At 57.3% G+C, this 15765-nt stretch carries 9 protein-coding genes and 1 pseudogene; 5 read left to right on the top strand and 5 right to left on the bottom strand.

Going from position 1 to position 15765, the window contains the following annotated elements; all coding sequences use genetic code 11:
• Entirely contained in the window at positions 1-204 is a 204-nt protein-coding gene (locus tag ACXHXG_RS14485; protein WP_104826349.1) for a cold-shock protein, read from the top strand.
• 305 nt (positions 205-509) lie between these two features.
• On the opposite strand, the gene ACXHXG_RS14480 is transcribed toward ACXHXG_RS14485, so the two are convergent.
• The 4 genes from ACXHXG_RS14480 to ACXHXG_RS14465 form a co-directional block, all read right to left on the bottom strand.
• Positions 510-974 carry a chemotaxis protein CheW gene (locus ACXHXG_RS14480; RefSeq protein WP_457899696.1) on the bottom strand — a complete coding sequence of 155 codons (465 nt, stop codon included), beginning with the start codon at positions 972-974 and terminating at the stop codon, positions 510-512.
• Positions 974-2977, bottom strand: coding sequence for a HAMP domain-containing methyl-accepting chemotaxis protein (locus ACXHXG_RS14475; protein WP_457899695.1), 2004 nt, complete (start codon positions 2975-2977; stop codon positions 974-976). Before ACXHXG_RS14475 ends, ACXHXG_RS14480 begins: the two co-directional genes overlap by 1 nt.
• A gap of 474 nt (positions 2978-3451) precedes the next feature.
• On the bottom strand, positions 3452-4879 hold the full coding sequence (locus tag ACXHXG_RS14470) for a sensor domain-containing diguanylate cyclase (RefSeq protein WP_457899694.1): 1428 nt from the start codon (positions 4877-4879) through the stop codon (positions 3452-3454).
• 63 nt (positions 4880-4942) lie between these two features.
• A complete protein-coding gene (locus ACXHXG_RS14465; RefSeq protein ID WP_457899693.1) occupies positions 4943-8608 on the bottom strand; it encodes a putative Ig domain-containing protein in 3666 nt (1221 codons plus the stop codon).
• Between the two features lie 526 nt (positions 8609-9134).
• Between ACXHXG_RS14465 and ACXHXG_RS14460 the strand changes: the two genes are divergently transcribed.
• A complete protein-coding gene (locus tag ACXHXG_RS14460) occupies positions 9135-11231 on the top strand; it encodes a sensor histidine kinase (protein WP_457899692.1) in 2097 nt (698 codons plus the stop codon).
• A gap of 118 nt (positions 11232-11349) precedes the next feature.
• The gene (locus tag ACXHXG_RS14455) at positions 11350-12087 is read left to right on the top strand and encodes a response regulator transcription factor (protein ID WP_457899691.1); all 738 of its coding nucleotides are present in this window, start codon (positions 11350-11352) and stop codon (positions 12085-12087) included.
• 601 nt (positions 12088-12688) lie between these two features.
• Here the strand turns inward: ACXHXG_RS14455 and ACXHXG_RS14450 are convergent.
• On the bottom strand, positions 12689-13186 hold the full coding sequence (locus tag ACXHXG_RS14450; RefSeq protein ID WP_457899690.1) for a nuclear transport factor 2 family protein: 498 nt from the start codon (positions 13184-13186) through the stop codon (positions 12689-12691).
• A gap of 296 nt (positions 13187-13482) precedes the next feature.
• Between ACXHXG_RS14450 and ACXHXG_RS14445 the strand changes: the two are divergent.
• Both ACXHXG_RS14445 and ACXHXG_RS14440 read left to right on the top strand, forming a co-directional pair.
• Positions 13483-13584, top strand: a pseudogene (locus ACXHXG_RS14445) (IS110 family transposase); the annotation flags it as partial.
• A 359-nt stretch (positions 13585-13943) separates the two neighbouring features.
• On the top strand, positions 13944-15257 hold the full coding sequence (locus ACXHXG_RS14440; RefSeq protein WP_457899689.1) for an O-acetylhomoserine aminocarboxypropyltransferase/cysteine synthase family protein: 1314 nt from the start codon (positions 13944-13946) through the stop codon (positions 15255-15257).
• Positions 15258-15765: the final 508 nt, after the last annotated feature.

The following is a 15765-nucleotide window of genomic DNA, read 5'->3' as shown; positions in this document are numbered from 1 at the left end:
ATGCCGAGTGGTAAAGTTAAGTTTTTTAACGCCGACAAGGGCTTTGGTTTCATTACGCCGGAATCCGGAGGAACGGACGTTTTCGTGCATGTCTCCGCCCTGCAATATGGCGATGTGCTCAGAGAGGGCCAATCCGTATCCTACGATCTCGGTCAGGATCGGAAGACCGGCAAGTCAAAGGCGGAAAACGTCAGACCGCTTTGACGACGGCAGATAAAGCCCCGACCCGACATTTCTCGGGTCGGAGCCGCTTGCCGTTCTGCGGCGGTCGATCTGACCTGAAGTTCCAAAGCATGAGGGCTTCGATTTCAGATGCTGGCCCAGCCTAACAGGCCGCTGCACGGTAGAGCCGATCACGACTAGATCTCGGCACTATGACGATCGCTTGTGGCGCGTACCGGCAGTTGCCAACGGCCTTGGTCCGAGGTGTCGATATTGCTCTCTGCCGCTGAGACACTCCGCGGCTTTGAGAAAAAGCCGCGGAAAGCAAGAGAGAGTAAAAGCCCGGTCTAAGCGGCTTCGATCCGGTCCTCGATGCTGGAGAACATGTGCTCGAGATTGAGGAAGCAAACCATGCCCTGTTCGAGCGGAATGATTCCGTAGGAGAAGGTGGGATCGAAAGTCGCACCCAAGTCGGGCACCGGTTGGATGCGATCGCCACTGACCGATAGGATGTCAGAGACCTGATCGACAACCAAGCCGATGATACTATCTGCTACCTCAACGACAACAATGGCGCTGCGGCTGGTATCGATGGCCCCCGGCACGCCGAGCTTTGCCGCGAGGTCAATCACCGGAATGACAGAGCCGCGCAGGTTCATGACGCCGAGAACATGCGGTGGGGCGTGGGGCAGCGGCGTTGCCGCTGCCCATCCCCGAATCTCCCGGATCGAGGTCGTTTTGATGCAGAACTGCTGGTTGCCTAGATGGAAGGCGATGATTTCCTGCGTTGCGTTATCAATCCGGCTTTCCATCAAAATTCCTCCCATTCCTTGATCGCGACAGCCGCGGCACCGCGGCCGCCGAAGGCGCCGGCAAGTTTCTGGGTAAGCGCGCGAGCCGGCGAAGCCACCGGCTTGCTGTCGTGCCGAGCTACGCGCGGTGCAGAGGTCGAGCCATCCAGTCTAAAGCGAGCGATGAGCTGTGCCAGATTGGAAGCCTCATCGGCCAACCGGTTCGTGGCCGCAGTCGATTCCTCGACCATCGCCGCATTCTGCTGCGTCGTCTGATCCATCTGATTGACCGCGGTGCTGACTTCCGCCAGCCCGGTAGACTGCTCTCGTGCTGCCGTGGCGATCGAATGCACGTGCTCATTCACCTTGATGACGTGGCCCTGGATCAGCCCGAGGGCATCGCCCGTCGCGGTTACTAGCTTGACACCCGTGTTCACCTCGTCACCGGACCGGTTGATCAACGCCTTGATGTCCTTGGCAGCGGTGGCCGAACGCTGCGCCAGTTCACGCACCTCCTGTGCGACGACGGCAAAGCCTTTGCCGGCATCACCGGCGCGCGCTGCTTCGACACCGGCATTGAGCGCTAGAAGATTGGTCTGGAAGGCGATCTCATCGATGACGTTGATGATCTGGCCAATCTCACCGGAGGCCTGCTCGATCCGACCCATCGCCGAAACCGCATCCTTGACGACTGCACTCGACTGCTCGGTGCTTCTGCGGGCTTCATCGACCATGTGGCTGGCTTCTGTTGCCCGTTCCGTCGAGCTTTTCACCGCAACGGTGATCTCCTCAAGCGCGGAAGAAGTCTCTTCCAGGGCAGCGGCCTGCTGTTCCGTGCGCTTCGACAGATCACTGGAGGCGATACGCATCTCGCCAGCCCCGCCGTTGATCGTGTCGATCGCCGCGCGAACCTCACCGAGTACCGACCGAAGATTGGCCATGGTGGCGTTGACGTTGCTCTTCAGTTCGCCAAAAGCACCCTGAAACTCGCCACGCATGTTTTCCGTCAGATCACCATCGGCAAGCGCTGAGACAACACGGCGAGTTTCGGCCACGCCGCGATCGACGGAGGTCACCAGCTCGTTGACGCTTGATGCGAACCGGTCGAGATCGGCATTGTCGTATTTCTTGGTGATTCGTTGCGTAAAGTCGCCAGCAACCGCAGCCGACACCACTTCGCCGATGCTCGACTGCAGATCGGCACTCTTTGCCTGCAACGCCGCTTCCTGCGCGTTCATCTCCCGCACCTTGATACCGTTCTGCTTGAACACCTCGACGGCGCGCGCCATGGCGCCGAGCTCGTCACCGCGTTCGGAGCCGGCAACATCGATATCGAGGTTGCCGCCGGCGAGCGTGGCCATGGTTCCGGTCAAGCTGCGTATCGGGCGCACGATCTGCAGCACCGCCATTGCAATTCCCAACAGGATGGCAAATGCCGCACCGATCGTCAGAACGACATAGCTGGTAAAGATAGTGGAATCGGTGACCGCACTTGCGGCGTCATTCTGTTGCTGCAAGTGCTTCTTCGACCAGTCGTAAAGGCGGTTCGCATCGTCGTCGAATTTAACCCGTGCTGGACGGAAATTACCCGAGGCGAGTTTCATCGCCGTATCGTTGTCGTTAGCTAGAGATGCCTGGACAATCGGCTGCGCGGTGGTCAAAAGAGTATCCAGATCCGTTTTAAGCGCGTCCAAATCAGCCTTCCGATCAGGAATGTATTCAGCGGCTTGGCGAATGAGATTCATCGTTTCTTCGGACGTCTGCCGCAGTTCCTCTTGGGATTTGCGCATACTGGGCTCGTCCGGCTCCGCGATCAATCTGTAGACGAGATGAGCAATCGCATCGGAGTTACCAGCAATTTCTCCCAGCTTGAGTGTTCCAGTGACGTCGCGATCGATCACCGCGCTGTAAGTATCATCTATAGACCGAAGCTTCGTCGCCTCGTAGATGCTAACACTGGCGCCAATCGCGACCGTCACGATGGTTAGGGCCAGCAGTTTGGTGCCGATCTTCAAGGAGTTCATCGAATTCTGGAACATAAAAAGTGAGGCCTTTTCTGCTCAGCAAAACACAATCAAAGTGTTGCTGAGGTGGGGTCGGACGATCAATTTGTTCGCCCCCAATTTTCGGATGCCGCTTCAATTCATTCGAACGACAGGACCGATATTGCGTGTTCAATGACGCGATGTCGGTCTGAGATGACCTATTCGATTGCGGTAGTTAATGAATCTTTTCTTCCCTTGCTGCGATGCACAAAGACTGCGCCCTTGGGATAGTGAAGTCGCTAAACGGATTTGACCGGCGGCGTCTGCGTCGTCGCCCTTGAGCCAGCGCGCAAACAGGGGGCAGCAATATCGCAGCGAAGATAAGCGTTCGGACAATGCCATGAAATTTGGCTTCAATCGACAGATACATCACACGTGTCTCCGCCGACAGTTTGGACCGATTAATTAATCCGCCGTACGCAACGGCGTCGACACTCTAGTATCTGGTTAACTTCAATGCCTCATCGCCGCTTTAAGAGCATGCGTGTCGAATTGGAGCTGCCCCATGCTTGATCCCATGACGACGCTTCCACGTCCGGCTGATTTCGCGCAATAAAGTGCCGCATCCGCGCCTTTAAGGGCAGCCTCACAGCTGGTTTCGTTCGTCGCAACCTCACAAACCCCAAACGAAGCACCGATGGAAATCTCGCATCCTGGCAGTTGCATTTTGTTTGAAATAGAGACCGATAGGCGTCGGCAGATTTCTGCCGCTTCTGTTGCCGATAGGCCCGGTATCATAATAGCGAACTCATCGCCACCCAGCCGAAAAAGCCTGTCTTCTGCGCGGATGCCTGCTCGCAGCCTCTCAGCTACGACCTTCAGGAGTTCGTCACCCATGGCATGGCCGCGCGTATCGTTTACGGCCTTGAAGCCATCCAGATCGAGGCAGACGACCATCAACGGTCCTTTCTCAACCAAAGCCGTAAATTCCGGCTGCAGAAGCGAGCGGTTGGCAAGACCCGTCAGGAAGTCATGGGTCGCAGCATGCCGCATCTGCCGTTCTCTGCTGACCAGCATCTGCGCTGTCGTCCGGGTGATGCGGATCATGAAGACAGCGCCTGCCACAAGAACAATGCCGACAGCCAGAATTAGGGGCAGCGACTGCCAAAGGATGTCAGAAGCAGGCGTTGGCGGAAGCCAGGACAGAACCTCGACTTCGCCCTCTGTTCCCAGAGCGATTTCAGCGCGGGCGCGGTCGGGCGAAACGGCTGGCAGGGGACTGATCTGCGCGTCGTTGAGCAGCAAGCGCTTTCCGAAAAAATCCTGCAGGGTGCCGCCGATCGGCATGGCAGTGATGAGGATGGGTGCGCGATCGCCCTTCGGCTTGGATGTCCCAAAATCCGGCTGGAACAGGCTGGCCGAAAGGAGGACGGCTTCGTCCCCAATGACCTCAATCCGACTGATCGCGAGCGGTGACGGAATGCCAGCTTTTATCGGCTGATGCTCCCGAGAGCGGACATTTGCCAGAAGTTCGGAGGCATCCTTCACCATCGCCGCCGGACCACGCACGAAAAAGGGCATGTCCTTCACGGTATCGTCCGTCCGGGTGTAGATGATCGCGTCATGTGAATCCAGGACGGCCACAGAACGGGTCCTTGATGTGCCGATCAAAGAAGCGCCTATGTTTCTATCGGCCCACTCTGCGTCGAAGGAATTGTCCAGCTTTGCAATCGCCTCGTCCCAGATGGTCCAGGCTGTTAGAGAAAATTCGACGTCGGAAATCCACAACGAGATATTGCGCTCGACAAGCATCTCCTGGCTTCGCCGTGCCTCCGCGTCGATCCGCTTCACACCGTAGTAGGGAAAGGTGGCCATTCCAGCGATGAATAATGCTACGCCGACAATCGCTGGGCCGACCAGCCTAAAATGTAAGAAGCGCATCGCCGTGAACCGCCGTGCTGGTGGGAGGACTGAGGACCGTTCATCCTCAAAATGGTTTATTGGTTAGAACTTCTTTGCGGCGGCGACCTTTGCACCGACGGACTTCTGGCCGTCGCCCTCGATATTGAAGAGGAGGCTGGTGTCGAGAATCCAGAAATCGGCCGTTTGCAGCGTCAGACGAACCGTGACGGCACCGAAGGCGCCGGAGCCGTCAAGGCCTGAGAAGCCGCCAGTGAGCCCGAGCTTCGGCGTCAGCTTCGCTCCGCTCTCGAGCGCGAAAGACCGAGCGATTTCGGCACCCAGACTGACGCGAAACTGATTCTCATCGAACCCCTCAATGGTGATCGCATCGCCGGAGCTGTTCTTGACTGTGTAGTCGTCGACCTTTTCCGAGAAGTAGATCGCTCGTAGTTTGGGCGAGAGCGTCGTCGCTTCATTGAGATCCCATTGTCCCTCGATCGAAGTATCCGCCATCCAGCGCTTTGTCTTGAATGTGCCGTCCCAGAACTGGGTGTCGATGCTGTTGCTGGATCCGCCATAACGCAGGCTGCCGTTCCAGAATACGCCCTTGCCGAGTTCCAGCGAAGCATAGGGACCGGAAAGCCAGCCATTGCCCGTCAGCTCGGCGTCTTCATCGGTCGGGTCCGTCATGCGATCATAGTGGAATGAAAGCCCGACCAATGCCTTGTCGGCGAGCAGATAGTCCGCACCCAGACTGACCATGGCGAAATTGCCCCACTTGCTGGTGTCGTCGTTTTTGCTCTTATCGTCATGGGCAAGGAATGCGCCGTCGATCCAGACGTTGAAAGGAGCCGAGGCCGCATCCGCATCGCCGCCGACTGCCCGCATCTGCGACAAACTGGTAGAGAAGCCGAGCGTCATGCCCTGTTCGGACGGTGTCATGCGCGCGGTGACAGGATCGGTCGCCCTCTGCATCTGTCGACGTTGTAGTAGGCCCGGCACCTCGATCGTATTGGCGATCATGTTCTGCCTCGACTGCACAAAATCATGCACGAGATTACTGACATCCTCGGCAACCTTACCCGCGTCATAGCGGATATTGTAGGTGACGGTGCCGGTATTGGAGATGCCAAGTGCGCTTGTGAGCTTGTAGCCGACGCGGACCTGACCAGAATAGGCCGAGTTCGGCGTATAGTGCAGATACCAGCCAACCGGGGTCGTGACCGGCCCCGCTTGCGCCAGCTGACCCTGGATGATCGTCGCCGTACCGGCATTGGCAGGCTCGACGAAGGTCATGTCGGCCGAGCTGAACGGACCGCCAGTCGCATCGTTGTTCAGGTAGACGTCGCTGGGCGTCGACCCCTCGGGCACATCGACCACCTTGTCAGTGACCGTGACCGCGCGCGTCTTGACCTTCAGCGTGAAGGCTGCCGTTCCGATGGACCCGTTACCATCGCGAACCTGGATCGAGAAGCTGTAGTCGCCCTCCGTGCCGGTCGCCAGCGGCCCGGTGAGCTGGCCAGTCGAGATATTGAGTACTATGCCGTCCGGCAGGCTGCCTGAGGCTAGACTATAAATCTTCGTTCCGGTGCCGCCGGTTGATGAGATTTGATGGCTGTAGGCCTCGCCTGCCATGGCTTCGGTCAGCGCCCCGCCGGCCGGCGAGAAGACGAAGGTGGCGGACGGCGCTGCAATTGCGAGCGTATAGGCGGCCGACGTCATGGCGCTGTTGGCATCAGTGGCGGTTACGGAGAAGCCATAGTTGCCTGAGATCGTCGGCGTACCGGAGATCGCACCCGTGGAGTGGTTGAGCGTCAGCCCGGCCGGCAGCGTGCCAGTGAGGTCGTAGCTGTAAGGGTTGGCGCCTCCAGATACGGCGAGCGTCTGGCTGTAGGCCGCGCCGACAATGCCGGCAGTCAAGGCGCCGCTTGGCGGCGAGAAGCCAAGCGTCGGGGCGGTAACCGTCAGGCTGACGGCTGCAGATACCGAGGTGCCGGTAGCATTGGTAGCTGTATAGGTGAAGCCGTCCGCCCCGCTATAGCCGGATGCCGGCGTATAGGTGATCGCTGTACCCGAGGCACTTGCGGTGCCATGGCTTGGCGCAGTTGCGACGGTCACGGAAGTGGCCGTGCCACCGGTGATGGCAAGCGTGATCGGGTTGGCGGTGGAGTTGGCAGCGACTGATGCCGCTACATTGCCGGCGATCGGCGCCTCAACGTTGGTCGTCAGGGTATAGGCCCTGGAACCGGTGAACGGTCCCGAACCTGCCGAACTGTCGGTTGCGGTGATGGTGAGGTTGAAGGTGCCTGCGGCCGTCGCGGTACCGGAGAGGACACCGGTAGACGAGAGCGTCAGGCCGGCAGGCAGGGATCCTGCCGTGACCGCATAAGTATAGGGCGCAGTACCGCCCGAGGCCGTGATCGTCTGGCTATAGGCCGTCGCGATCGTGCCCGAGGGCAACGACGTCGGGCTGACCGAGACCGTCGGGACCGAGACCGTCACGCTGACGATGGCTGGCTCAGAAGAGCCGTCGGCATTGGCGGCGGTATAGGCGAAGCTGTCCGAGCCGGCATAGCCTGCCGTCGGCGTATAGGTGATTGAGGTACCTGTGGCGGTTGCGCTTCCATGTGTGGCCTGGGTCGAGACCGTGACCGAGGTCGCAGTCCCGCCCGTGAGCGCAAGTGTGACCGGATTGTTGGTCGAGTTAGTCGCAACCGTCGCCGTCGCATTGCCTGCGATCGGCGGATTGGCCGTCACAGTCAGGCTGTATGCCTGCGTACTACTGAACGGTCCAGTTCCCGTTGAACTGTCCGTCGCGCGCACCGTGAAATTGGACGCTCCTGCTGCCGCCGGCGTACCCGAGATAACGCCACTCGTCGAAAGCGTCAGACCGGAAGGCAATGCGCCGGACACTAGCGAATAGGTATAGGGGGCGGTGCCGCCGGACGCTGTGATGGTCTGACTGTAAGCCCTCCCCACCGTCCCTGAAGAAAGCGCGCCGGCAGAGGGCGAAAGAGCGAGCGTTGGGGCGCTGACGGTGATTGTCACGGTCGCTGGCGCAGAAGTGCCGCCTTGATTGGTGGCCGTGTATGTGAAGCTGTCGGAACCGGAATAGCCTGATATCGGCGTGTAGCTAATAGCCGTGCCAGATGCACTAGCCGTTCCATGCGCCGGATTCGATGCGACGGCAACCGAGCTTGCCGTGCCTGAGATCGACAGTGTCACCGCATTGTTAGAGCTGTTAGCGGAGACTGTGGTGGATGTGTTGCCAACGCTCGGAATGGTAGCTGAGCCAGTACATCTAATGGATACCGTGCCGATATGGGTTCCAGTTTGGACAATAAGGCTGAGGCCAGTGGAGGTTAGTTGACTTGAAGTAACCGCCACGGAGTGGAGACCGATCACCTTCAAGCTGCTGTAATAGTTATAGCCATATGCATTTGTAGGCGGGGAGTTCTGCACCAATACGTGATCAGTCGCGAAAGCCGGCAGACTGGCGCTGTCCTCGCCATCATCGGTATACGATACCGTGACCAATTCACCACTGCCAAATGCACTCGCAAGAAAACTATTGCTATAGGAGGTGGTATCAACCGAGCTGAGCGTCGTGCATGCGGCCGATAACGCATATGCAGTCGGAGCACCTATCGTCACCGCGAGGGCGGTGAATAGTAGTAGACGAAATCCGCTCAGATACGAAGGAATTGCCCGCAACCACGCCTGCCTATTCCCCGACGCTACCTGAAAGCCCTTTATAACGCCTGCCATGATCTGCCTTATGAATTGCAGGCGAATACCCCCGATGGCGGCCTGCATTGCAGCCATAGGTCTCAAACAAAATGTCGGATAGGACGCAACTGGAACGGTTTGGAACGGTTTGGAACGGAAAGCGTGCCTGCCGAGCAACACCCCTCTTGCAAACGACAATCGCCTCGTTCGCCTGCGCCTGCTGAGCCCGGCTGCCCGATGCAATTTATCTCGTCGGCGCTAAAAGTGAATCATTGGGGATACGGGTGTAAGGTCGCATCCCTGAGGAGAAATTCAGATGGCGCGAGGCACCTTCGTTCCGTTTGTTGGCGCAATCGCGAAAATACGCTGGGGCCGTCGGTAACTTCAGTGGCAAGTGATTGACCGACTTGGAAGGAATAGAATCGCCTCAGCGATCACGACCAAGCTTGACAACGTCACCGTGGGAAGCCACGGGCAAACGGCTGTGTCTAGGATTAAGGTGAGTTGAAGAATTGGTCACCCGTCCCTTGGTTGCGGGTATTTTAGCCTCTGGCGGGTATAGCGTATGTCGATATTTAAGCGCTTTTCGTTTGTGGTAATCGCTCTGCTTTTCAGCGCTGCGGTGATCCGCGCCGAAGAAAGAGGGCCTAAGATGTTGGTTCGAGAGGTGCCACTCGGTCTATCCGGGTCCCTGCCTCTCGATGGCTTCATCGAAGTTGCACTTGTCAAGGATGAGGCCGTGACCCTGCAGGATATGCTTGCGAAACAGCCACTATTCTCGCCAATTGCCGGGCACGACATCAATCTTGGCTTTGTCCGAACGTCCGCGTGGATGAGATTCGCGCTCGCTCTTCCTCCCCAAGCCAGTCAACCGCGGAAGCTCGTCTTGTCGATTATGCCCAACTTCACGGATGAACTCGAAGCCTATGTGGGCGTGCAGACGGGCGCTGCAAACGCAGCGAATTTTGATCGCTACGAAATGGGTGATCATTCTCCGCGTTCGCAGGCAAACCTCGATACGTCGGCGAATATCCTGCCTCTGGAACTGTTACCTGGGCAAACGACGCTCGTTTATCTCCGCGCGCGAAATCAAGATGCCAGCCTCAATGTGTCTGCGGAATTGTTGTCTCCGGACTTCTATCAACATCGGTCGATCACCCAAAACATCCTAAGAGGCATGTGGTTCGGTGGCATGGGCGTATTGCTCGTGATCCAACTATTCTTTTTCTATTTCGATCGTCACAGGCTGTATCTCGTAATCGCGGCGGACATTTTGGCCGTTAGCTCGACGTACTTCGGGAGCCTTGGCTTGGCGCGGCTGCTTTTTTTCAACGAAGGCGGATTTGGCAATGACTATCTGACCAGCACGTCATCATGGTTCGGCCTGACTGCTGGCGCTTTATCGATTGCAGCGGTTCTTGAACTTCGGCGGCGCTACCCCAGAGTTAATCTCTTCTTCCGTTTCGCAGCACTTGTCGGCATTGTTGGTGTGATTTGCGTATTTTCGGGCGTAAACCGCTACTTCGTGCTTGTAGCGGGGCCGGTGATCTTGGTTCTCACCACATCCGCTATGATCGTTGCGCTGTTGGATTTCATCCGCTCGCGTGATGCACAGAATAGTCTGAATCTCGCGGCTTTTGTCTTGCTCTGGGCCGGTCTGATCGCCACCAATAGCCAGCGCTATGGTGTCTTTTCCCTGCCAACTTGGGTTGCCGGATCTTATGCCGCCGCGAGTATCATGCATCTGACCTTGCTTACAGGCTCGCTGGCCGTGCGACTGAGAAATGCAGAGGCCTCAGCCAGAAAGGCGGATCATCGTGCTCTTGAGGCGGCAAATGCCGCCGAGCTGCAGGCCAATCTCCTTGTGCTGGAAAGAACGCGCGAGCTGGAAGAAGCCAAGCGTGTAGCGGAAAATGCATTGCGCGCCGAACTGCATGCACAGGAACAACAAGTCCAGTTCATGGAAGTCATTTCCCACCAATATCGAACACCTCTCGGCGTTATCCGAACCAATCTGCAGAGTATCGGCCTTACGTTGCCGAAGAACGACAAATCAAATCGAGAAAGACTGGATCGTGCGCACAACGGAATCGCGCGGTTGGTGGAGGTGCTTGAGGTTAACCTGACGCGAAGCAAGCTTCAGGGAGCTTCATACCGGCCGTCGTTTAGCGACATCACCATCTCTGATGTCGTCAGTGGTGCCATCACGAGTGCGCGTGATCTGCTCCATGGGGCAAATTTGAATGTTGCCGTGGTAAAGGAAGTTGAACAGACACGAATTCGCGCAGATAGCGAAATGCTTCGGCTCGCCATCGTGAATCTGCTTGAAAATGCATTCAAGTTCTCAATCCCCATTGGATCGACATCGGTATGGTTGGACGTGTTTCGCGAGATGGATGAAGTCCATTTGCGGATCCGAGACCAAGGCATCGGAATTAAGGGAGAGCAGGTCGAAAATCTCATTGAAAACACCGTCCGAGGCGCCAACGCCTCTCACATCGAAGGGACCGGAGTAGGTTTGTCCCTTGTCAAAAGAGCCACCGATGCACATGGGGGGCGCTTCGTGCTCTCAGGGCGCGCCGAGGGGGGCACCGAGGCCATCATTGCTTTGCCCATTCGGAGTGAACATTTTAACGGGGAGAGAGTGGAAATCGGCGACTGAGTGACTGCATTCAAGGATCAGCCCGGTTTTCCCATCATTTGTCCATCCTGTGATCGAGACTTTGGCGAGCAAGGTGCTTTAGGATAAACGAGCGCATGTTATTTCTTAAGTTGATTCAATGATTCAAAAGCTTTCGGCAAATAGCAACGTTCAAGCGCGTGTTAGGGTCATCCTCGTTGAAGATGATTTCGATCTTCGGCAGGGATTGACCGATTTTCTTCGCCTCAACTCTTTGGCTGTGACATCCGTCGGAAATGGAGCCGAATTCAATCGGGCACTGGGAACTGAGACATTCGATATTGCTGTCATTGATCTCAACTTGCCCGACACAAGTGGCTTCGAAATCGCGCGGTTCCTAACGAGAACGACAAATATAGGGATCATTATTTTGACTGCCCGGACGCTGCGGGACGATAAGGTACGAGGCTATGCCGAGGGAGCAAATCTATATCTGACGAAGCCAGTTGACGGTGAGGAGCTTGTCTTTGCGATCAGGAATCTCGCCGCTCGGCTTAAGCAAGCTGGCGAAATTTCAAAGGCCTCCGTTCAACCGACGACGAGTTGGATTGTGGATCGCGTAGCGCAAAGCCTCATCTCTCCGCCAGGGGCTGCGGTTAAACTATCTGGACGCGAAGCCAAATTTCTTGTGAGACTGGCCGAAGAGAAGGGGCGAACTGTCTCGCGCGCTGAACTTTTCCGGGCAATGGGATATCAAGAGTGGACCGCGCAGACACGGGGTCTCGACGCCGTGCTGCGGCGATTGCGAGTAAAGGTGAGAGACGCGGGTATGGATTTGCCAGTACACGCAGTTCATGCGGCAGGGTTTCACTTTGCTGGCGAGATAATTGTGAAATAGAAATTATAGAACCTTTCCTATAGTGAAGCTTTGCCGTACCCGCCTCCGAGATTCAGACGACAAATCATTCGTCTCGGGTGAAAAATCCGTCGGGAGGAAAACTCGTCAACATCCGAGAGCGGTGACTTAGGACCATCCCTGCTGGCAGTGGAGCTGTCTTGTTTACGAGTTCGGATAATCTTCTTCACCGACCAACCTTGGACATGGAAGGCTCGTCGAACGCGGGCAATGGTGTCCACTCTCTTCAACTCCCCATTCCATCCGCTGCCAAAAGCCGGATGGTCGGATGAAACCGTAAAGGGGTCAAAATTGGATAAGTATCACCCCACTGGAGGGGTCAACATTCCATGCTTAATCACACCTCTCGCTGTGCGAGGGTGCAAACACTGCCGTATAGGCTCGCAACCGATTGGCTATCTCCTCATACTGATCCTATGCTGGAGGGGCGATGTGCCGATTTCGAAGAGTAGCGATAGCTTGCGAGAAACCTCAGGCTACCGAGAAGCCAAAGCGCTTGACCAAAACGCGCCGAATAGAGAAGCCGCAAAGAGCGCCTACGTTTGACCCGCCATCCGGCCGGGGGCGCTCGTTGGCTTTCATACTAGAACTTGGGCGATGAATCCCAATGTTCGTCCGCCTTGCCATCCACGATACGCCAGGTGTCGTACCATGTCTGCGTATAGGTCTTGGATGCGTCGTGCGGGTCTTTCTCCGTGTGAATAGTCGCGACTGTCACAAGATCACCTTCGGCGCTCACGAACACGACCGGCAGGCCAATTTTATCCGGAATTGGCTTCTGCGGGAGCTTCAGGATTTTCGTGAAGAAATAGACGACGCCGTCCCGGCCGGATTTGGCGTTGGGATTGTGCTGGATATATCGCTCGCTCAGATATTTGTCCGCAAGTTCCCAATGATTTGCTTCAATCAGGTCGCGTACGATATGGTAGACGATCTGCTTGTTTGCGTTCAGAATCGGGTCTTTGCTCGTAAACAGCGCCTCCTTGTCGCTTGCCGGGACAACTGCCTCCTGCGAATGCGCAATTCCGGAAAAGCAGAGCAAGGTCGCCGCGACAAGCAGCAGGCTCTTTTTCAAAAACATCTATGTCTCCTTTCAAAGCTCGTCACATTATTCGCCTGGGTCGACGGAGAGGGCGGAACGGCAAGATAAGATTTCAAGAATGCAAGGCAAGTAGGCATCTATTTGTAACCAGGGCAGATTTTTCTTCCGCTGAATTCGTATCCTGCTTGCGTCCTTTGCCTGCGCATCCGCGCCGAATTTCCGCGGCATCAAAGGGCTGCCGGAGAATCGATGGTCAGAAAGTCGATGAATATGCGGACCTTGGCGGACAGATATTTCGCGCTTCTGGCGGAGTAAGTGTCCTTCCCAAAGGTTCTGATGCCAAGCGCGTCGTCTTCAAGACAGGCCCGCTGTCGACGTGGTTCTACCATGTGCTGACGACCGAGTGGGTGCCCGCGATCTGCTTCGAGGCGCGGCACATCTCGCTCTTCAAGGGGGATCGGCTGGTCAATTTCGGCCAGATGGCGGCCGCCTCGTTCGCCGGAATCGTACCGGTCCGTCTGGTGGCTCTTTTCCTGCAGCGCCATCGCGTGGCCGGTCGCGCCCATGGCGGCCTCAAATGATCACCAGAGACGGTTCAAGCGGGAGAACCCTGCGGAAAGAGAAGGATTTTTCTTCCGAGCTGTCACCCTCAGAACCTTTATTGTCCATAAAATTTGTTATCTACTCTATCGTCAGGGTCATGGGATCGGGGTCACCGCATGGGTCGACCGCGAATCCCAAATCCGCTGCGGATCGCGAAACATCCCGACGGCAGCCATAGCGAGGAGTAAGGACAATGACGAAGAGCACTAATAACGAAACGCTTGCTCTGCATGCCGGCTGGCGTGCCGATCCGACGACGGGAGCTGTCCAGCCCCCGATCTACCAGACAACCTCCTTCCAGTTCCAAAACGCCGACCACGCTTCGCGCCTGTTTGCGCTGGAGGAACTCGGACCCATCTATACCCGCATCGGCAACCCGACCAACGACGTTCTCGAACAGCGGCTCGCGGCGCTGGAAGGTGGCGCCGCGGCTCTCGTACTCGCCTCCGGCCAGGCGGCCTCCGCTTTTGCCGTACAGAACCTGGCAAAGGCCGGCGACAACATTGTGAGCTCCACCGACCTCTATGGCGGCACCTGGAACCTCTTCGCCAACACGCTGAAGGACCAGGGCATCGAAGTCCGCTTCGTCGACCCGCAGGATCCGGAAGCCTTTGCTCGCGCCACCGACGGCCGGACGCGCGCCTACTATGCCGAGACGCTGCCCAATCCGAAGCTGCAGGTCTTCCCGATAGCCGAGGTCGCCGCCATCGGCCGCAAGCTGGGCATCCCGCTGATTGTCGACAACACGGCGGCTCCCCTGCTCGCCCGTCCCTTCGACCATGGCGCGGCCGTAGTGGTCTATTCGACGACGAAGTACATCGGTGGGCACGGCAGCTCGATCGGTGGCGCTATCATCGACGGTGGCAATTTCGACTGGGAAGCAGCCGGCAGCCGGCAGCCCGCGCTGAACACACCAGACCCGAGCTATCATGGCGCCGTCTGGGTCGAGGCCACCAAGCCGCTCGGACCGGTCGCCTACATCGTCAAGGCGCGCACGACGCTGCTACGTGACCTGGGGTCGGCGCTGTCGCCCTTCAACGCCTTTCTGACACTGCAGGGGATCGAGACCCTGCCGCTCAGGATCGAGCGCCATAGCAGCAATGCCCAGAAAGTTGCAGAATACCTCTCGAAGCGCTCGGAAGTCAGCCGTGTCATCTATCCGGGCCTGCAGAGCGGCACTGCTCGTGATCGGGCAGACACGTATCTGCGCGGCGGCTATGGCGGCCTGGTCGGCTTCGAGCTGGCGGCCGGCCGTGAGGCAGGTCGGCGCTTTATCGACGCACTCGAACTGCACTACCACGTCGCCAATATCGGGGACGCCCGAAGCCTCGCGATCCACCCGGCCTCGACAACCCATTCGCAGCTGACGGCAGAAGACCAGTTGAAGACGGGTGTCACCCCTGGTTATGTCCGCCTCTCGGTCGGCATCGAGCACATCGATGACATCCTTGCAGATCTCGATCGCGGTCTTGCGGCATCACAAGGCTTCAAGGCTGCCGCGGAATAAAAACACTGTTGCCAAGACGATACGGCGCTTCCCGAGCGTGGCGCCGTACGTCAGTTTTGAGCGCTCGGCATGTCGATCTGCCGGTATCCCGAACTCGACCATCAGCGACAGGGGCAATGCTTTCGCACAACAGGTCGTCGCCCATGTAGTCTGAATCTAGATGCAGACCAGCATTCGCTTCTTTGTGCATCGTGCCCATTCAGCTCTTTTGTCCGATTTGCGGACTCCACCCGAACAAGACAGTTGGCGATGCAGCAAAGAAGGACGGCCACGCTCGAGGTGATGGTTCATCCGGCGGCACATTTACTGTTTGGCACACGCGGATATACGCGGCGCAAGTTCTTCGTGCTCGCAGACATCGGCGATAACCTTGCCTCCCGGCTTAAATGTGGAATCGCTGCAAAATGGCAGCACTTTGCTGCGATTGTGCGCATTATTTCCCTGAAAAGTTAGAATTTTTGCGGCCGATCCATTAGCTCATTGCAATTGCCACCGTCTCTGGCTGGAT

Source organism: Rhizobium sp. LEGMi-198b, from assembly GCF_054114205.1.
Note: the sequence above shows the minus strand (reverse complement) of the source record. Positions and strands in the feature narration are given on the sequence as shown.